Source organism: Acinetobacter sp. YH12136 (assembly GCF_013418545.1).
GTDB lineage: Bacteria > Pseudomonadota > Gammaproteobacteria > Pseudomonadales > Moraxellaceae > Acinetobacter > Acinetobacter towneri.
This window is the reverse complement of the sequence record NZ_VPBV01000001.1, coordinates 108,934-128,244: the sequence shown is the minus strand read 5'-3', so window position 1 is coordinate 128,244 and position 19,311 is coordinate 108,934. Positions and strand designations below refer to the sequence as shown.

The following is a 19,311-nucleotide window of genomic DNA, read 5'->3' as shown; positions in this document are numbered from 1 at the left end:
TTAAAAATATTGAAGTCTATAAATGAAAAAAGCCCGCCACCCGAAAGGTGACGGGACTTTATTGAAATGTATTAACCTACAGTAAGATCTTGCAGGCGATATACATCCATTGGTAATTTAATCGCTAAGGCTTGGCATACAGCATCTGCGCCATTCAAGGTCGTGGTGTAATACACTTTACCTTGCAATGCAGAACGACGGATTGAGAATGAATCCTGCTGAGCTTGTTTGCCTTCAGAAGTATTGATGATGAGGTGAATCTCACCATTTTTCAAGCGGTCTACAATGTGTGGGCGACCTTCAGTCACTTTATTCACACGTTCACACTCAATACCTGCATCGGTGATGACTTTATGCGTACCACCCGTTGCAACAAGTTTGAAGCCAAAATCAGCCAATTGTTTTGCAATACGCGCCACATGCGGTTTATCTGACTCACGTACAGATAAGAATGCATGTTTTACTTCGCCTTCAGTTGGGATTCCTGGTAAGCGATCATTCGAGCCTAACACAGCTTTATAGAATGCTTCACCAAAAGTTTTGCCCACACCCATCACTTCACCTGTAGATTTCATCTCAGGCCCAAGCACAGGGTCTACACCAGGGAACTTGTTGAATGGGAACACAGCTTCTTTCACAGAGAAGTGTTGCGGAATAATTTCTTTAGTAAAGCCTTGTGCTTCTAAAGATTGACCTGCCATACAACGTGCTGCAACTTTAGCCAATGATTCGCCAATACACTTAGAAACGAACGGAACAGTACGTGATGCACGTGGGTTCACTTCCAAGATATAAACGTCATTGCCTTTCACTGCAAACTGTACGTTCATTAGACCAATAACGCCCAACTCTTTTGCCATTGCAACAGTTTGACGACGCATTTCGTCCTGTACTTCATCTGACAATGAATAAGGTGGAATTGAACATGCTGAGTCGCCAGAGTGAATACCTGCTTGTTCGATGTGCTGCATAATACCGCCAATCACCACATCTTTACCGTCAGATACGCAGTCTACGTCAACTTCAATCGCATCATCCAAGAAACGGTCTAACAGTACAGGTGCATCGTTAGATGCTTGAACTGCATCACGCAAGTAGCGTTTCAATTCTTCTTCGTTATACACGATTTCCATTGCACGACCACCCAATACATAAGATGGACGAACAACGAGCGGGTAACCCACTTTCGCTGCTTCTGCGATACCTTCTTCAGCAGATTTTACAATGCTGTTGTTAGGCTGACGCAATTGCAGACGTTGAATCATTTGCTGGAAACGCTCACGGTCTTCTGCACGGTCAATTGCATCTGGTGATGTACCAATAATTGGCGCACCTGCCTCTTCTAAAGCGCGTGCCAATTTAAGTGGAGTTTGACCACCGTACTGTACGATAATGCCTTTTGGCTTTTCAGTACGTACGATTTCAAGTACATCTTCCAAAGTAATTGGTTCAAAGTACAAACGGTCTGAAGTGTCGTAATCGGTAGATACTGTTTCAGGGTTACAGTTCACCATGATGGTCTCAAAACCATCTTCACGCATTGCAAGCGCAGCGTGTACACAGCAGTAATCGAATTCGATACCTTGACCAATACGGTTTGGACCACCGCCAATCACCATGATCTTGTCTTTCGCTGAAGGATTTGATTCACACTCTTCATCGTAAGTTGAATACATATATGCTGTGTCAGATTCAAACTCTGCAGCACAGGTATCCACACGTTTGTAAACTGGGGTTACGCCCAAGTTCCAACGGTGTTTACGGAATTGCTTTTGTGAAATTCCCATCAAGTTCGCAATACGCAAGTCAGATAAACCTTTACGTTTGAACGAACGGATGTTGTCAGCGTTTAGATCGCCAAAACCTAAAGTTTTGATTTCATTTTCAGTGTTAACGATGTCTTGAATTTGAATTAAGAACCAACGGTCAATTTTGGTCGCTTCAAAAACTTCGTCCAAGCTAAAGCCGTGACGGAATGCGTCTGCCACGTACCAAATACGCTCAGGACCTGGAACTTTCAATTCAACTAAAATCTTGTCGCGTGCGCCTTCAGCACCCACTTCAATTTGTTCGTCAAAACCACAAGCGCCAGTTTCTAAACCACGAAGGGCTTTGTTTACAGATTCTTGGAAGTTACGACCAATCGCCATGACTTCACCTACAGATTTCATCTGCGTGGTTAAAGTCGCGTCTGCTTGAGGGAACTTTTCAAAGTTGAAACGTGGAACTTTAGTGACAACGTAGTCAATTGATGGTTCAAATGCCGCAGGAGTGGTACCGCCTGTGATGTCATTTTTCAGTTCATCAAGGGTATAACCCACAGCCAATTTCGCTGCAACTTTTGCAATTGGGAAACCAGTGGCTTTAGATGCAAGTGCAGATGAACGAGATACACGTGGGTTCATCTCAATCACAACCATACGACCAGTATTCGGGCAAATACCGAACTGAACGTTAGAACCACCTGTTTCTACACCAATTTCACGAAGTACCGCTAAAGATGCATTACGCATCAATTGGTATTCTTTGTCCGTCAAAGTTTGCGCAGGAGCAACGGTGATTGAGTCACCAGTGTGCACGCCCATTGGGTCAAAGTTTTCGATTGAACATACGATGATACAGTTGTCGTTTTTATCACGTACAACTTCCATCTCATATTCTTTCCAACCAATAAGTGATTCATCAATCAATAATTGTTTGGTTGGAGAAAGATCGAAACCGCGTTCACAGATTTCAAGGAATTCTTCTTTGTTATATGCGATACCGCCACCAGAACCACCCATGGTGAATGATGGACGAATAATCACAGGGAAGCCAAAGCGAGATTGAATCTCAAGTGCTTCTTCCATAGATTCAGCAATTGCTGCTTTTGGACACTCAAGACCAATTTTGCGCATTGCTTCATCAAACAATTTACGGTCTTCGGCTTTTTCAATCGCGTCTTTGGTTGCACCAATTAATTCAACATTGTATTTGGCTAAAATACCGTTGGCATCTAATGCAAGCGCACAGTTCAATGCAGTTTGACCACCCATGGTCGGAAGTACTGCATCTGGACGTTCTTTTTCAATGATTGCTGCAACAGTCTGCCAAGTGATTGGCTCGATATAAGTTGCATCTGCCATTGCAGGGTCAGTCATGATGGTCGCAGGGTTCGAGTTTACCAAAATAACGCGGTAACCTTCTTCACGCAGCGCTTTACATGCTTGAGCACCAGAATAGTCAAACTCACAAGCCTGACCAATAACAATAGGACCAGCACCAATAATTAAGATGCTTTTAATATCCGTACGTTTAGGCATTATTTCGCTCCTTAATTACTTCTTAGCGGCTTCAATAAGTTCGATGAAATGATCGAACAAGAGTGCGCAGTCATGTGGACCTGAACTTGCTTCTGGGTGACCTTGGAAGCTAAATGCAGGCTTGTCTGTACGATGAATACCTTGGTTTGTGCCATCGAACAATGAACGATGCGTTGAACATACATTGCTTGGTAAGGTGCTTTCATCTACCGCGAAGCCGTGGTTCTGAGAAGTAATCATCACTGTACTAGTTTCTAAGTTCTGTACAGGATGGTTTGCGCCGTGGTGACCGTGCGGCATTTTCATTGTTTTTGCACCTGATGCAAGTGCAAGAATTTGGTGACCTAAACAGATACCAAATACAGGAGTATTCGTGGTTTCTACAATTGTTTTTACAGCTTCAATTGCGTAGTCACATGCAGCAGGATCGCCAGGGCCATTTGACAAGAAAATGCCATCTGGGTTTAACGCAAGGACTTTTTCAGCAGGGGTTTGTGCAGGAACAACGGTTAATTTGCAACCGCGGTCTGCGAGCATACGCAGGATGTTGGTTTTGACACCGTAATCGTATGCAACCACATGATATTTAAGTTCAGGTTGAGTAAAGCCTTTGCCAAGTTCCCATGAACCTTCAGTCCATTCAAAACCTTCAGGGTCGCAGCATACTTTTGCAAGATCTAAGCCGTTTAAGCCGCCAAATGCACGTGCTTTTGCAATTGCTTCTTCTTCAGTGATATTTTCACCAGCAAGAATACAACCGTTTTGCGCACCTTTGGAACGTAAAATACGGGTCAATTTACGGGTATCAATATCGGCAATTGCAACAACATTGTGTTGTTGTAAGTATTCGCCTAAAGATTGAGTAGAACGGAAGTTACTGTGTAATAAAGGCAAATCACGGATAATTAAACCGTTTGCCCATACTTTATGAATTCGACCTGACTCAACATCTTCATCATTGCAACCAGTGTTCCCAATATGTGGGTAAGTTAAAGTCACAAGTTGTTGTGCATAACTCGGGTCGGTCAAAATTTCTTGATAGCCAGTCATGGCAGTGTTAAAAACGACTTCACCAGTCGTGCTTCCCGTTGCACCGATAGACGTACCTTTAAAGATTGTACCGTCGGCGAGGGCTAAAATGGCGGGGGTGCTCAAACCAAAGCTCCTGAACTAAAACCACAAAAATAGGGCTGTAAAAAAGCGAGTAGACGAAAAAAAAGGAAGGTCAATATTTAAACCTACCCTCCTATGTCTGCTCGCTTGAACTTAACATTGCATTATACGCATGAGCTCGCCAAAAGTCCATTGTGAATCTGACGAATATGTAAGATAAAAGACTTGCTTTTTTTGCTAGGTTTATGTTTTAGCGTGTAGTCCAAATGTAAGCAATCTACGATTGTTAGACAATCCAAAACCCATTTTAGTCTAAATTGCCTTATGCTTAATTTATAAACAACAACGACCTTGGGTAAAAGCGAATGACTGAACAAGATAAATCAGCCACTGAACCACAAAACAGTGCAATCAAAGCAGTAAGTGAAGGCGCTGAAAGGCTTGAAAAAGTAACGCATGATGCCAAAGAGCAGGTGCTTGATGTAGTTGCGGAAACGCAAGAAAAACTTCAAGCCGAAGCAAAACAACTCAATGCCAGCGTGCAAGAGCAATTGGGTCAGTTAAAGCAAGATGTGTTGCAAAAAATTGAAGCTTTAAAAGCACAATTTGGTAGTTCACCTAAAGATTTAGGCGAATTAAAAGACTTTGTAAAAACTGAATTTAGCGCAATTATTGAAGATCTTTCTAAACTTGGTAAAGAGTTGAAAGAAGATGTCAGCAGCATTTCAGTAAAACACAAAGATCAATTGGCTGAAACTTTTAAGCGTTCTAAAGAGCACACACTAGAAGCGTGGAAAAAAGTAAATCCATCAAAAACTGAAACTAATGATGAAACTGATCAAGCATAATCCAGTTTAATCTGTTGCTGATTCAGCCATAAAAAAAAGTGAGGTCATGCGCCTCACTTTTTTATTTAAATTTCTTGCTCAAACCAAAAACTAGTTGTTTCAATCTAAACTACTATTAATCACAGTTAGAACTGATGTAGCCAATCGCGCTTATTGTGAAAATCGGCGGCAGGGCTGCTGTGTTGCATGGCATAAAACTGCTCGCCCTGACTGGTTTTTAATACAGCTGTGAGCCCAATAAACAAATCTGTCCATTTCAGTTTATGTTTCAGTATAAATTCGGTTAAATCCAAACTGACATTTAAACCGTAATGCGTACGTTTTAGCTGATTCAACTCAATATCATAAGCGGCCACAGGTGGCATTTGCTCAGGATAACGATATTCTTCAAAGGCATAGGCTTGCCAAGCTTGAGAAGGGGAGAGATTGATTTCACGATAAAAATCTTCGCCCTTAACGCCAATGAAAATTTCAAAGCAGGTCTGTTCCCACAAAAAGTCATGACGTGGATGTGAAGTCACCAATGCAGGCCATTCGACCCACTGATTCGGATCACGCAGCCAATAACCTACATTTAAGCTAAACGGACTTTGTTGTTCAATTGCACCGACCAAAGAAATCGCTTGAAACTGACGATCAAAGGCGCTGAGTTCGTAACTTGCCATATAAGCTTAGTTAGACAAATGAGCGTGACGAACTAAATTTGACAACTTGGCATTTTGTTTTGCTGCTTTTTTATAAAGTAAAGCAATTTTACCAATTGTTTGTACCACTTCAGAACCTGTTGCTGCAGCAATTTCAGTAATTACAGCTGCACGTACTTCACGGTCTTCACCACCAATTTTAACTTTAATCAATTCGTGATCGTTTAAAGCACGGTTGGTTTCTTCAATTACATTTTCAGTCAAACCTTGACCGCCAATCATCACTACAGGGTTAAGTGCATGACCAATTTGACGTAAACGCTTGCGTTCCTGAATAGAGAGAGCCGCCATAAAGATAACCTAATTTTAAAAACGGCTTAGTATAACAAAAGCCAATTTGAAACGCTGTAAATTCTATGCAAATAATCCGCGATCTTGCAGCAGTACAAAAATATCAAAATTGAACATTTGCTTAGGTTTATCCATTAGTGATGAGAGAGGTTTTTTATGCCACAGTACAGAAATAAGCGATGGATTTAATAGAAAAAACTTGTTAGTTATTGGCATTTAGATACAGATGTCTACTGCAAGCTTGCTAATTTTCACGTACAATCGCAATTTAGATGGCTATTCGTTACTAAGAGAGTTATGGCAACACGCATTACCAACCAAAAGTTATCCAAAAGTAGTCGTGCGTGGATGAGAGAGCACCTAGATGATCCCTTTGTGAAAAGAGCGCAAAAAGAAGGGTATCGTGCACGTGCTGCATACAAACTACTTGAGATTCAAGAAAAATATAAACTGATCAAACCGGGCATGACGGTGGTGGACTTAGGTGCAGCACCGGGTAGTTGGTCGCAAATCGCAGGGAAACTTGTCGGCGACAAAGGTTTGGTGATCGCTTCCGATATTTTGGAAATGGACGCACTACCAGATGTGACCTTTTTACAAGGTGACTTCCGCGAAGAAGAAGTTTTCGAAAAATTGTTAAATATTTTAAACGGACGCACGGTAGACGTTGTAATTTCCGATATGGCCCCCAATACATCAGGTAATAAAGCTGTAGATCAACCGCGTCAAATTTACTTATGTGAGTTGGCTCTCGATTTTGCCAATCGCGTATTGGGATCTAATGGTCAGTTTGTGGTCAAAGTGTTCCAAGGTTCGGGATTTGACGAATTTCGTAAACAGGTCGTGGACAGTTTTGATGTGTTAAAGACAGCAAAACCCGCTGCTTCACGCGCGCGTTCCAAAGAAGTATTCCTTATTGGACAAGGACGTAAAAAAGCGTCTAAATAAAGTTTACTTGCCAAGCCGTTAAAAATTGTGCATTTTGTACGTTTTTAATGAATTGTCTAGCTGATCTTCAGCTTTTTGAATGAAAGGTCACCCAGTAACGGGCATGATCAAATTAGATTGATATGGGAATAAAGCTTTGAGCGATCTCTTCAAGAATGCCGTATTGTGGCTGATTATACTTGGTGTGCTGATTCTAATTTTCAGCAACATCAATAACAGTGAAAAGCCAACTGCAATGAACTATTCAGAGTTCGTTACAGCGGTGAATGCTGGTCAAATTAAGCAAGTCACAATTGATGGCGAAAGAATTAGTGGCGAAAAAGTCAACGGCTCGTCCTTTGAAAGCATTCGTCCAGCAGTTCAAGACCCTGAACTGATGCCGAATCTGATTAAAAACAACGTTGTTGTTGAAGGTACTGCACCTCAACGTCAAGGTTTGTTAATGCAACTATTGATCGCAAGTTTCCCTGTACTTTTAATCATTTTGTTATTCATGTTCTTTATGCGCAACATGGGTGGCGGTGCAGGTGGTAAAAACGGCCCGATGAGCTTTGGTAAATCTAAAGCCAAAATGTTGTCTGAAGACCAAATTAAAGTCACATTTGCCGATGTAGCAGGTTGTGACGAAGCAAAACAAGAAGTGGTTGAAATTGTAGATTTCTTAAAAGACCCTGCTAAATTCAAGCGTTTAGGTGCAACTATTCCTAAAGGTGTGTTGATGGTAGGTCCACCGGGTACAGGTAAAACCTTATTGGCCAAAGCCATTGCAGGCGAAGCCAAAGTTCCATTCTTCAGCATTTCTGGTTCTGACTTCGTTGAAATGTTCGTGGGTGTAGGTGCTTCTCGTGTCCGTGATATGTTTGAGCAAGCTAAACGCCATGCACCATGTATCATCTTTATTGATGAGATTGATGCAGTGGGTCGTCACCGTGGTTCAGGTACAGGTGGTGGTCACGATGAACGTGAGCAAACACTTAACCAAATGCTTGTTGAAATGGACGGTTTTGAAGGCAATGAAGGCATTATTGTCATCGCTGCGACAAACCGTGCTGATGTACTAGATAAAGCTTTATTGCGCCCAGGTCGTTTTGACCGTCAAGTAATGGTTGGCTTGCCAGACATTAAAGGTCGTGAGCAAATTCTGAATGTTCACTTGAAAAAGTTGCCTTCAGTTACAGGTGTAGATGTCAAAGTCTTGGCACGTGGTACACCAGGCTTCTCAGGTGCGCAGTTGGCAAACCTTGTGAATGAAGCTGCATTGTTTGCTGCCCGTCGTAATAAAAATACGGTGGATATGCACGACTTTGAAGATGCTAAAGACAAGTTGTATATGGGCCCTGAACGTAAGTCGATGGTGCTGCGTGAAGAAGAACGTCGTGCAACGGCTTATCATGAAGCAGGTCATGCGATTGTTGCTGAAATGCTGCCGGGTACAGACCCTGTGCATAAAGTAACGATTATGCCGCGTGGCTGGGCATTGGGTGTGACATGGCAATTGCCTGAACATGACCAAACTAGCCATTATAAAGACAAAATGCTGAACGACTTGTCTATCTTGTTTGGTGGTCGTATTGCAGAAGAAGTCTTTATTAATCAAATGTCGACAGGTGCATCGAATGACTTTGAGCGTGCGACTAAATTAGCACGTGCGATGGTGACCAAATACGGTATGTCTGACAAGTTAGGCGTAATGGTCTATGAAGACGATACACAACAATCATTCATGGGTAGTTTAGGCAGCCGTACGATTTCTGAAGCCACCCAGCAACAAGTGGATGCTGAAGTTCGTCGTATTATTGATGAGCAATATAAAGTTGCCCGCGATATTTTGGAAAATAACCAAGATATTGCCCACGCAATGGTAAAAGCATTGTTGGAATGGGAAACTATTGATCGTGACCAAATCCGTGACATTATGGAAGGTCGTGAGCCACAGCCACCGAAAGTGTATATTGCAGACAATCCTGTGATTGATGTAACACCAACTGATGGTCCAAGCACACCGCCACCATTACCAGCGAGCTAATCAGTTCACATAATGTTAAAAAGAGTCTTTGTATAAAGGCTCTTTTTTTATTCGTGTGGTTTATGCGTCGTTGCAACAGGAATATTGGTAATGTTGAAGCGCACTGAAAAGAATTCAACATCTTCAAAATTACCCTTGTTAAAATAAGCTTTTCAAATTGAAAGGAAGACCAGCATGCAGCTAATGCCATTACCCAAGCGCGTATTGCAATGTGGACGTTTGCGTTTAGATTTATCTCAGCCGCATGTGATGGGAATTCTAAATGTGACACCAGACTCGGTTAGTGATGGTGGGCGACATAATGAAAAAGATGCTGCTGTGGCGCGTGCTTTGGAAATGATAGCCGAAGGTGCAACCGTGATTGATATTGGCGGAGAGTCAACACGTCCGGGAGCTAGTCCTGTGAGTGTAGAAGAAGAAATTCGTCGTGTGGTTCCTGTGGCGGAAGCCTTATCTACTTATGATGTAGTGCTTTCGATTGATACGTCACAGCCCGAAGTGATTCGTGCTGCCGTAGCTGCGGGGGCGCATATCTGGAATGATGTACGTGCGCTGACCCGTCCAAATGCGTTGCAAACAGCTGCTGAGTTAAATATCCCCGTGATTATTATGCACATGCGTGGTGAACCGACCACCATGAACAATTTAGATCAATATGATGATGTCACTGCAGATGTGATTGCAGAATTGCAGCAACGTGTCGCTGATGCTTTGGCGGTAGGGGTCAAGCCTGAAAATATCATGATTGATCCGGGTTTTGGTTTTGCGAAAAATGCACAACAGAATCTGAAATTGTTAAATGAGTTGCATCAACTTAATGGTATGGGGTATCCAATTTTATCGGCATTGTCTCGTAAACGCTTTATTGGTGAAGCTTTGGGTGGGGCAGAGCCAACACAGCGTGCAGTTGGTTCTGTAGCGGCACATTTACTCAGTATTCAGCAAGGTGCTTGTATGGTGCGTGCGCATGATGTGAAAGCCATGTCTGACGCCATTAAAGTCTGGCAAGCAATGCAGTTGGCAAATTAATCGCAATATGCAAATTGGGGCGAAGCTAGAATTAAAGCCCTGCTTATGCTATATAGGCACGCTTGAATCTCTGTATTTTTGAGTGCTTGTATGTTTGCAGATTTACTTCTCCCGATGTTTGATGATGAGTTTTATCCTGATATTTTAGTTGCTGAGTTAAAACAACTGATTCAACAGTTTGCAAAACACGTGTCTAAATCCAATTTATCTGAAACGGATATTTATCATTTTGCTGATCAGACCGTGCAAGCCATTAATAAAATGAAACCACAATTTGAAGATTTGGATTCAGATTTGGACGATACCGCAGCAGATTATATTGCTGAGGCGATGATGATGGTGTTGCAAGATCAAGGTTATTTCGAGATTGAAACGGAAGAGTTGATTGCAACGAGAGAGTGGTGATAGGTCACTCTCTTTCAGCTTTAATTTATGGGTGATTCAATAAATCATCTAAAACATCATCCAAATGGCAACTTTGCTGTGTATGTAGTTCTGCAATTTCCCGAACATTCAACGTATATAGCCCATTATGTTCATTCGGCTGTGCAATTAAATTGACCCAAAACTTTGTATTTTGTTGCAGCAAAGTTTTGAGTTGCTTTTTATCTTCAGGATTTTGGAAATTTAATAAATATAAATTGTTGCCTAAGCTGCAACGACGTAATTGTAATTCTTGATTTTTATATTGCACTGTTCCTGCAAAAACATCATAAAATTCTGCATCAGTTTCAATTGGGTTTACGGATTCGGTTGCTGACTCAAGGCTGGGATTTTGTGCATGGCTTGCAAAACTGAGCAAGCAGCATAAACAGATCATCCATTTGAAAGAGAAGATAAAGCGCTGTAGAAACATTTTAAATCATCAGTACATAAATGTTATTGTTTTAAATATTATATTTTTTAGGCATAAAAAAACCAGCTTAATGCTGGAGTTCTTTATTCGCACCATTTGAATGATTTGATTCATTAAAATGGTGCCCGAGGCCAGACTCGAACTGGCACGCTTTGAGGGCGGGGGATTTTAAATCCCCTGTGTCTACCGATTTCACCACTCGGGCATGTGCGCAATAATAGAGGACGAAATAAATCTTGGCAAGTAAATTTATTTACAATTGCTTTCTTTTCAATCAATTCAACTTATTAGCTTGAAAAAAGTTCGGTTTGCAGTATATTTCTGCTATTTGTCATCAATATTTCATGAATTTGAGATCAAAGCGAAATCATAAATTTCTATGTTGAGCGCTCAAGAAAAATAAAAGGAATATTCATGAACATTCGCTTAACTCGCCGAGAGCTGATTCAAAAAAGTTTGGCTGGTTTTGGGGCGTTGTCATTGCCAGTCGCATTAACTGCATGTGGTGATGACAATGAAAATACAGCAGAAAATGCATTAAAGGTGCAGTTTTTGCATGGTGTCGCCAGTGGTGATCCGCTGCATGATCGTATCATTTTATGGACACGTGTAACGCCAAGTGACATGGCAGCATGCATTGAAGTGGTTTGGGAAATTGCCAGCGATGAGGCGTTTAAGCAATTGGTAAATACTGGCAAAGTACAAACCAGCGCAGCGCAAGATTTTACTGTTAAAGTGGACGCAGATCGTTTACAGGCAGGGACTAAATATTATTACCGTTTCCGCTTTGGTAATACGGTTTCTGCTATAGGACAGACCAAAACCTTGCCACAACGCAGCGATCAAGTGAAATTTGCGGTCTGTTCTTGCTCGAACTATCCCGCAGGTTATTTTCATGTGTATAAAGAAATGGCACAGGAAAACAATCTGGATATGATTATTCACTTGGGTGATTATATTTATGAATATGGACAAGGTGGCTACGCGACTGACGATGCAAAACAGTTAGGACGTACCTTTGCTGCAGACAATGATAAAGAAATTATCAAGTTAGATGATTATCGTAAACGTTATGCTTTATATCGTACCGATGCTGATTTGCAGACTGCTCACCAACGCCATCCATTTATTGTCATTTGGGATGACCATGAACTCAGTAATGATACTTGGGAAGCGGGTGCAGATAATCATCAAGAAGGTGAAGGCAGCTTTATAGAACGTAAAATTGCCGCATTACAGGCTTATTTCGAGTGGATGCCAATTCGTCCAGTTGCAGAAAATGATCATTTGAATATTTATCGCCAGTTTGATTTTGGTGGTTTGGTGAATTTGATGATGCTGGATACGCGTATTTTGGCGCGTCATAAGCAATTAGATTATGCTAACTATATGACGGCAGAAGGTATTGATGCTGCTAAATTTCAGGCAGATTTATTTAGTGATCAACGCACATTGATGGGTGGAGTTCAACGAGAATGGTTGCAAAAGCAGTTGGGGCAGTCTAAGGCTACTTGGAATGTTTTGGCTCAACAAGTGTTGATGGCGAAAATACTGATTCCACAAGAACTGTTATTGCCTTTAGCGAAAATCACCAATGGTGATCAGCAACCTGAAACACTTGCACAAATGAAGCAGAAAATTACAGAATTGGTCACGCTGAAATTGCGTTTAAAAGCGAATGATCCAACTTTGACAGCAGTAGATAAGGCACGTTTGTATGCGGTTGCACCTTATAACCTCGATGCTTGGGATGGTTATGCCTACGAGCGAGAAGTTGTGTATGGGACATTGCAGCAACTTGGGAAAAAAGCAGTGGTGTTGGCAGGTGATACTCACAATGCTTGGGCTGCAACCTTGCATACACATGAAACAAATCATAAGGTTGGGTTGGAATTCGCGACCAGCTCGGTATCATCGCCCGGAATTGAGTATTACTTAAATGTGCCTGCAGACGAAATGGCAGCGTTGGAATATGCCTTTCAAGAACTGATTGATGAACTGGATTATTGCAACTTAAATCAACGTGGTTATTTAACGGTGACTTTTGATCGTGCGCAAGTGGTTGCAGATTGGAAGTTTATAGATACGGTTAAGGCACGTGAATACAAACTCGATGATACGCGTGGTCATCAACAGAAGTATGGTGTAGACTTAAAACCAATCATTGATGTCGCTAAAACTGCTTAAAATTGGTGTGATATTTACAGAAAACCGAGTCTAAGTTGCTCGGTTTTTTTTGATGATTAAGCGGAGGTTTTTAATCGAGTTTATCTTGAATATAACTGTCTAAATCTATGTATTTAATGCTTTTACATAAATTGTGTTCAACCTGCATCAGTTGTTGATGTAACTGAATTGCATGTTGATATTGCTGATTCAATTGGGCAAAACGAGGGCTATTTTTATTGGAAAAATACATCCGATATTGAATTTTAGCAGCTTGACGATATGACCAATACGCAGCACGGCGAAATTGCGTTAAGCAATATTTTTGTTCAAGGCTTATGTGGTCACGGAACATATTCTCTTTATAGAAACGTACAAAACCAAAACTGATGCAGAAAAAGAATAAAATCCCTTGCAGAATTGCACTCTGAAAATAGGCGAAATTTACCGCTTGTAGCAGAATCAATACTGCTATTTTTATGGTGGCATGTTGCTGTAGTTGATACCACGATGCCGAACTGTGTTTAATTTGATACAACACATAAGGTAGAAGCAGCATAAAACCTAACATGATGGCTAAAATCGCCAATGCCTTGGCTTGAAAGGCATCGTACTGCGTTACAAAGTTTTGAATCCCGTGCGCCAGACTGATTGAAATAGGAATAAAAATCAGGCAGGCCAAGACCCATGGAATCATTTCTTTCCAATCATCCAGCATGCCTTTGCTTTGAATAAAACCATAAAACAAAATATTTCTTTTAAATGCAGCAGGGTATTGTTGTTGCAATTGCTGCAAATCAAGAAGCGCTTGTTTAGGGTTCATAGAGGCATCATTGAATATTGAATAAAGAGGGGAAAACCTAAAATTTAGGCATAAAAAAACCAGCTTAATGCTGGGTTCTTTATTTGCACCATTTTAATCTATTTTAAAATGGTGCCCGAGGCCAGACTCGAACTGGCACGCTTTGAGGGCGGGGGATTTTAAATCCCCTGTGTCTACCGATTTCACCACTCGGGCATAGTTTTACAAGATTGGAGGCGGAGGTCGGAATCGAACCGGCGTCCACGGAGTTGCAGTCCGCTGCATGACCACTCTGCCACCCCGCCGCGTCTTGTGATGCGTATATTAGCAAGCTCTGAAAAAAAAACAATACTATTAAATGAGCAGATGCACATTAATTCGACATATAGAATAAAATAGTCTAAATAATCATGTATTATTTGCAAAATTGATTCATATCAACATTTGGAGATGTGCCGTGGCATTAATTTTAGACGGTCGTGCATTGGCAAAACAAATTGAAGCTGATCTGTTAACACGTGTAGAAGCGTTAAAAGCAAAATCAGGTCGTACCCCAATTCTAGCGACTATTTTGGTCGGTGATGACGGTGCATCTGCAACTTATGTACGCATGAAGGGCAATGCTTGCCGTCGTGTGGGCATGGATTCTTTAAAAGTAGAATTGCCAACAGAAACCACCACAGAACAATTATTGGCAGAAATTGAAAAATTGAATGCCAATCCTGATGTGCATGGTATTTTGTTGCAACACCCAGTTCCTGCGCAAATTGATGAGCGTGCTTGTTTTGATGCGATTTCACTTGCAAAAGACGTAGATGGTGTGACCTGTTTAGGTTATGGTCGTATGGCAATGGGCGAAGCTGCATATGGTTCTGCAACACCTGCAGGCATTATGACCATTCTTAAAGAAAAAAACATTGAAATTGCAGGCAAACATGCCGTTGTTGTGGGGCGTTCGGCAATTTTAGGTAAACCAATGGCTGCGATGCTTCTTGAAGCCAATGCAACAGTAACCATTTGCCATTCACGTACCCAAGATCTTGCAAGTTTTGTGAAACAAGCGGACATTATTGTTGGTGCGGTTGGTAAAGCTGAATTGATTCAAAAAGACTGGATCAAACCAGGCGCTGTGGTTGTTGATGCAGGCTTCCATCCACGTGATGGCGGTGGTGTTGGAGATATCCAATTGCAAGGCATTGAAGAGATTGCTTCTGCATATACGCCTGTACCAGGTGGCGTTGGCCCAATGACGATTACAACTTTGATTCGTCAAACGGTTGAAGCGGCTGAGAAAGCGTTAGGTTGATGAAGACCTCTCCCTAACCCTCTCTTGCGCTTCAATTTAAAAGCAGTGCTTTAAATTTTGCTCAGGAGAGGGGAAATTCATTGTGAAAATAATGGATGCTCCTTCTCTTGCGCCGTATACGGCTCAGGGAGAAGGCTGGGATGAGGGCTTAAAAATTCTCTCCCTAACTCTCCTAAAAAAGAGTGGGGAATTCATTGTAAAAATAATGAATGCCCCCTCTCCTTTAAAAAAGCAGAGGGAACTTTTTAAATTAGAACGAATAAAAATCCAATGAGCTGTACCTTTCAATTTCCTAAAGCCCCTGAACATCTTTTAGATGCTTTACATGATGTAATTCCAAATTGTGAATTACTGGCACAGCAATTGCCTGAAACGCCTATTTCACTTTGGCTTATTCCACCAGTATTTCCTACCGACAAGCTAGATGATGAAGTGATTCGTCGTATTTGGAATGATACGCCGTACTGGATTTTCTGTTGGGCTTCAGGACTTGCAATGGCGCAATGGTTATTGGCAGAACCGCAGCAAGTAAAAAATAAAGTCGTTTTAGACTTTGGTGCAGGTTCGGGCGTGGTGGCGATTGCTGCAAAAATGGCAGGTGCCAAACGGGTAATTTGTTGTGATATTGACCCCATTAGCCTTGCAGCCTGTCGAGCCAATGCTGAATTGAATGATGTGGTGCTTGAATATTTAGATGATCTATACAAAGCAGAACAAGTGGATGTATTGTTGGCTGCCGATGTACTTTATGATCAATGCAATCGCTTTTTTTTAGATGAGTTCTTAAAGTTCGCCCCAGAAGTTTGGGTGGCAGACAGCCGAGTGAAAAACTTTAGTCATCCACAATATTTAAAAATAGATGAACGCAGCGCGACCACATGGCCAGATTTGGATGAAGCCAAAGAGTTCCGTAATGTGAGTTTTTATAAGACGCGATAACTCATCACGTCTTATAGGAAGCCAGTTTTGTGGCGCGAATTAATTGCAGCTATAACGCACAATGCGCAGTGTGCTTGGGCGAGCATCTAAGGCCTGACGTGTAGCATAGTTTTCACTGCTATGTAGCTCAGGTGTGTTCGATAAGCCAATAGAGGTGCGGCTTTGCCCAAGTTGGCGACCATACGGGTCTTGTTGGTTGGCTGCAGGATTCACCACTTCATTAATACTTAAAATCCGCAATTGATAAGTTTTATGCGCACCAAGTTCTTTTTGGCAGGCACGCTGTAATTTACTTTCATCGCGCTGTTGGTTTTGACGTCCTGCAAGAGTGTAGGCTAATACTGCGTTGCGATCAGTTTTGCTTTCGACTTTATAGCCAATAAAACTATTCTCGTTTTGCTCAGGCAAACTTTGACAAGCGGATAAACCTAACCCAAGTCCCGTCATAGCCAAAATAATCATTGTATTCTTCATGGTTTTATTCATGATCATGTCTCATGTTTTGATGTCATTTCATTCTTGTTTTAAGTATGCCATAGCTGAGTGGACAAAGCATGGCTTTGTTGGTGATGTGGTAGGCTGTCTATATTGGGGGTGATAAGTGTGTTTTGATGATGTCATGTTTTTACCTTGAATCTTCGTATTATTTAGTATTTACACATCAGCGGGGGATGTTGAAGCTGGAATGTTGATGTTTTTAGCAACTAAAATATTAGGGCAATAAAAAAGGTCACCGAAGTGACCTTTTCTTAGCAATCAGCGTTGAATTACGCAGATTTAACCGCTTCAAGTAAAGCAGCTTGACGTGCTTTCAATGCAGCAGGTAGGCGCTCACCAAGTTTGTTGAATAACTCAGTGTGGCTTTCTAACTCTTTGATCCATTGTTCTTTGTCTTGCGCTGTTACAGTTTCAAATTGCTCTTTAGAGAAATCTAAACCAGTCCAGTTCAATTGCTCATACGTTGGAACAAAACCAATTGGAGTTTCAACAGCTTCTGCACGACCTTCGCAACGATCAATGATCCACTCAAGTACACGCATGTTTTGACCAAAACCAGGCCATACGAAGTTGCCTTCTGCATCACGACGGAACCAGTTTACGTTGTAGATACCTGGTAATTTGTTGCCTGCAGCTTTTGCTTTTTCGCCAACTTTCTCACCCATTTCTAACCAGTGAGAGAAGTAGTCTGCCATGTTGTAACCAGCAAATGGAAGCATTGCAAATGGGTCGCGGCGTACAATACCTTGTTGACCAACGGCTGCTGCAGTAGTTTCAGAACCCATAGTTGCAGCTTTATATACGCCATCTACCCAGTCAAATGCTTCTGAAATTAGAGGCACTGTGTCTGCACGACGACCACCGAAGATGAACGCTGAAATTGGAACACCTGCTGGATTTTCCCAGTCAGCATCAATAGAAGGACATTGACCCGCTGCAACAGTGAAGCGCGCATTTGGATGAGCTGCTTTTTCTGCGCCAGTATGTGGTTGACCTTTCCAGTTGGTTAAGTTTGCAGGAACTTCTTTAGATAGACCTTCCCACCATACTTCGCCGTTGTCAGTCACAGCAACGTTGGTATAAATCACGTCTTTGTGCAGAGTTGCCATACAGTTCGGGTTAGTCTTGGTGTTTGTACCAGGAGCAACACCGAAGAAACCAGCTTCAGGGTTAATTGCATATAAGCGACCATCTTCACCTGGTTTGATCCAAGCAATATCGTCACCTACAGTTTCAATTTTCCAGCCTTCATAACCTGCAGGTGGAATTAACATCGCAAAGTTGGTTTTACCACATGCAGAAGGGAATGCTGCTGCGATGTAGTGTTTTTCGCCTTGTGGGTTGGTCACGCCTAAAATAAGCATGTGTTCAGCTAACCAGCCTTGTTCACGACCCATTGCAGAAGCAATACGAAGCGCTAAGCATTTTTTACCCAATAATGCGTTACCGCCGTAACCAGAACCATACGACCAGATTTCACGAGTTTCTGGATAATGTACGATGTATTTTTCTTTGTTACATGGCCAAGCAACGTCTTTCTCGCCTTCAGCCAATGGTGCGCCCACAGTGTGTACGCAAGGAACAAATTCGCCATCTGTGCCCAATACGTCATAAACAGCTTTACCCATACGAGCCATTTTAGACATGCTGACAGCAACATAAGGAGAGTCAGTTAATTCAATACCGATGTGCGCAATGTGGCTACCTAATGGGCCCATAGAGAATGGAACCACATACATGGTACGACCAGCCATTGAGCCGTCGAATAAACCGTTTAATTTAGCGCGCATTTCAGCTGGCGCTTCCCAGTTGTTTGTCGCACCAGCATCTTCTTTGTTTTCAGAGCAGATGTAAGTACGGTCTTCAACACGAGCAACGTCAGAAGGATCAGAATTTGCAAGGTACGAACCAGGGTGTTTTTCTTGGTTTAATGCTTGCATGGTGCCGTTAGCGATCATCAAGTCGATTAGACGTTGATATTCTTCTGCGCTACCGTCACACCATTCAATTTTTGCTGGTTTCGTTAACTTTGCAATTTCTTCAACCCATGCAATAAGCTTAGGGTGACGAACGAATTCTGGTGCGTTCACTTGGGTCATGGTGAGGCCTATCTTAAATGTGTACAAGTCGTGTACAAAGTACAATCTGAACGATGGGGTACATGGTTCAGATGAAATATGAAAAAAAAGTGGCTGTATTAAAGCACAAAAACATAAAAAAAATAAGACATAGGCTTGATTTAGCTTTATGTGAAAAATACCCATATAAATAATGAATAACATATATGAAACATGGGCTTACAACTTTTTTGTGTTCCATTTATCATTATTTAAAAAAATTATGGGTATTATTTATTTTAATTATTTTTAATTAAAACATGTACTTATATCTTAAATTTTATAAAGAATGATTATTGATTTAATGAATGGTCGTCATTCGATTTTTACATAAAGCTGCTTTTCATTCTGCATCAATTGGTTGAA

At 41.6% G+C, this 19,311-nt stretch carries 17 protein-coding genes and 3 tRNA genes; 9 read left to right on the top strand and 11 right to left on the bottom strand.

The genetic code is table 11. The annotated features are described in order from the left end of the window. Nucleotides 1-71: 71 nt before the first annotated feature. Complete coding sequence (carB, locus tag FTU71_RS00605; protein ID WP_004972166.1) at nt 72-3,302, bottom strand: carbamoyl-phosphate synthase large subunit; 3,231 nt, start codon at nt 3,300-3,302, stop codon at nt 72-74. A gap of 15 nt (nt 3,303-3,317) precedes the next feature. Further along, nucleotides 3,318-4,457: a glutamine-hydrolyzing carbamoyl-phosphate synthase small subunit gene (gene carA, locus FTU71_RS00600; protein WP_179993588.1), complete on the bottom strand. Its 1,140-nt coding sequence runs from the start codon at nt 4,455-4,457 to the stop codon at nt 3,318-3,320. Between the two features lie 323 nt (nt 4,458-4,780). On the opposite strand from carA, the gene FTU71_RS00595 reads away from it, so the two are divergent. Continuing rightward, a complete protein-coding gene (locus FTU71_RS00595; RefSeq protein WP_167845852.1) occupies nt 4,781-5,263 on the top strand; it encodes a hypothetical protein in 483 nt (160 codons plus the stop codon). A gap of 125 nt (nt 5,264-5,388) precedes the next feature. Here the strand turns inward: FTU71_RS00595 and FTU71_RS00590 are convergent, their stop codons facing one another. Together FTU71_RS00590 and yhbY are read right to left on the bottom strand one after the other, a co-directional pair. Then, complete coding sequence (locus FTU71_RS00590) at nt 5,389-5,928, bottom strand: DOMON-like domain-containing protein (RefSeq protein ID WP_004972160.1); 540 nt, start codon at nt 5,926-5,928, stop codon at nt 5,389-5,391. A 6-nt stretch (nt 5,929-5,934) separates the two neighbouring features. Then, on the bottom strand, nt 5,935-6,258 hold the full coding sequence (gene yhbY / locus FTU71_RS00585; protein WP_179993587.1) for a ribosome assembly RNA-binding protein YhbY: 324 nt from the start codon (nt 6,256-6,258) through the stop codon (nt 5,935-5,937). A gap of 297 nt (nt 6,259-6,555) precedes the next feature. Between yhbY and rlmE the strand changes: the two genes are divergently transcribed. The 4 genes from rlmE (at nt 6,556) to FTU71_RS00565 (ending at nt 10,666) form a co-directional block, all read left to right on the top strand. Further along, nucleotides 6,556-7,206 carry a 23S rRNA (uridine(2552)-2'-O)-methyltransferase RlmE gene (rlmE, locus tag FTU71_RS00580; protein WP_179993586.1) on the top strand — a complete coding sequence of 217 codons (651 nt, stop codon included), beginning with the start codon at nt 6,556-6,558 and terminating at the stop codon, nt 7,204-7,206. 136 nt (nt 7,207-7,342) lie between these two features. Continuing rightward, on the top strand, nt 7,343-9,232 hold the full coding sequence (gene ftsH, locus FTU71_RS00575; RefSeq protein WP_004972155.1) for an ATP-dependent zinc metalloprotease FtsH: 1,890 nt from the start codon (nt 7,343-7,345) through the stop codon (nt 9,230-9,232). Nucleotides 9,233-9,406: 174 nt separating this feature from the next. Further along, nucleotides 9,407-10,261 (top strand): dihydropteroate synthase, encoded by an 855-nt coding sequence (folP, locus tag FTU71_RS00570; RefSeq protein ID WP_218945587.1) that lies wholly within the window; start codon nt 9,407-9,409, stop codon nt 10,259-10,261. A 90-nt stretch (nt 10,262-10,351) separates the two neighbouring features. Then, the gene (locus FTU71_RS00565; RefSeq protein ID WP_096900998.1) at nt 10,352-10,666 is read left to right on the top strand and encodes a DUF5713 family protein; all 315 of its coding nucleotides are present in this window, start codon (nt 10,352-10,354) and stop codon (nt 10,664-10,666) included. A gap of 25 nt (nt 10,667-10,691) precedes the next feature. Here FTU71_RS00565 and FTU71_RS14550 read toward each other — a convergent pair whose 3' ends face one another. Beyond that, a complete protein-coding gene (locus FTU71_RS14550) occupies nt 10,692-10,955 on the bottom strand; it encodes a hypothetical protein (protein WP_257222408.1) in 264 nt (87 codons plus the stop codon). 281 nt (nt 10,956-11,236) lie between these two features. Further along, nucleotides 11,237-11,322, bottom strand: a tRNA-Leu gene (locus tag FTU71_RS00555). 209 nt (nt 11,323-11,531) lie between these two features. Between FTU71_RS00555 and FTU71_RS00550 the strand changes: the two genes are divergently transcribed. After that, a complete protein-coding gene (locus tag FTU71_RS00550) occupies nt 11,532-13,304 on the top strand; it encodes an alkaline phosphatase (RefSeq protein ID WP_180111158.1) in 1,773 nt (590 codons plus the stop codon). 70 nt (nt 13,305-13,374) lie between these two features. Here FTU71_RS00550 and FTU71_RS00545 read toward each other — a convergent pair whose 3' ends face one another. The 3 genes from FTU71_RS00545 to FTU71_RS00535 form a co-directional block, all read right to left on the bottom strand. Next, nucleotides 13,375-14,106: a hypothetical protein gene (locus tag FTU71_RS00545; RefSeq protein WP_179988554.1), complete on the bottom strand. Its 732-nt coding sequence runs from the start codon at nt 14,104-14,106 to the stop codon at nt 13,375-13,377. Between the two features lie 109 nt (nt 14,107-14,215). Beyond that, nucleotides 14,216-14,301 (bottom strand) — tRNA-Leu (locus FTU71_RS00540). A 15-nt stretch (nt 14,302-14,316) separates the two neighbouring features. Beyond that, nucleotides 14,317-14,390 (bottom strand) — tRNA-Cys (locus FTU71_RS00535). Between the two features lie 152 nt (nt 14,391-14,542). Between FTU71_RS00535 and folD the strand changes: the two genes are divergently transcribed. The 3 genes from folD to FTU71_RS00520 all read left to right on the top strand — a co-directional run bounded on the left by folD (nt 14,543) and on the right by FTU71_RS00520 (nt 16,330). Next, nucleotides 14,543-15,391: a bifunctional methylenetetrahydrofolate dehydrogenase/methenyltetrahydrofolate cyclohydrolase FolD gene (gene folD, locus FTU71_RS00530; RefSeq protein WP_004972142.1), complete on the top strand. Its 849-nt coding sequence runs from the start codon at nt 14,543-14,545 to the stop codon at nt 15,389-15,391. Between the two features lie 91 nt (nt 15,392-15,482). Continuing rightward, entirely contained in the window at nt 15,483-15,665 is a 183-nt protein-coding gene (locus FTU71_RS00525) for a hypothetical protein (protein WP_096900994.1), read from the top strand. Continuing rightward, nucleotides 15,662-16,330, top strand: a complete 669-nt coding sequence (locus tag FTU71_RS00520) for a methyltransferase (RefSeq protein WP_180111156.1) — start codon at nt 15,662-15,664, stop codon at nt 16,328-16,330. Before FTU71_RS00525 ends, FTU71_RS00520 begins: the two co-directional genes overlap by 4 nt. Before the next feature lie 39 nt (nt 16,331-16,369). Here the strand turns inward: FTU71_RS00520 and FTU71_RS00515 are convergent, their stop codons facing one another. Both FTU71_RS00515 and FTU71_RS00510 read right to left on the bottom strand, forming a co-directional pair. Beyond that, nucleotides 16,370-16,804 (bottom strand): hypothetical protein, encoded by a 435-nt coding sequence (locus FTU71_RS00515; protein ID WP_131260784.1) that lies wholly within the window; start codon nt 16,802-16,804, stop codon nt 16,370-16,372. Nucleotides 16,805-17,097: 293 nt separating this feature from the next. Continuing rightward, on the bottom strand, nt 17,098-18,927 hold the full coding sequence (locus FTU71_RS00510) for a phosphoenolpyruvate carboxykinase (GTP) (RefSeq protein ID WP_004972137.1): 1,830 nt from the start codon (nt 18,925-18,927) through the stop codon (nt 17,098-17,100). Nucleotides 18,928-19,311: the final 384 nt, after the last annotated feature.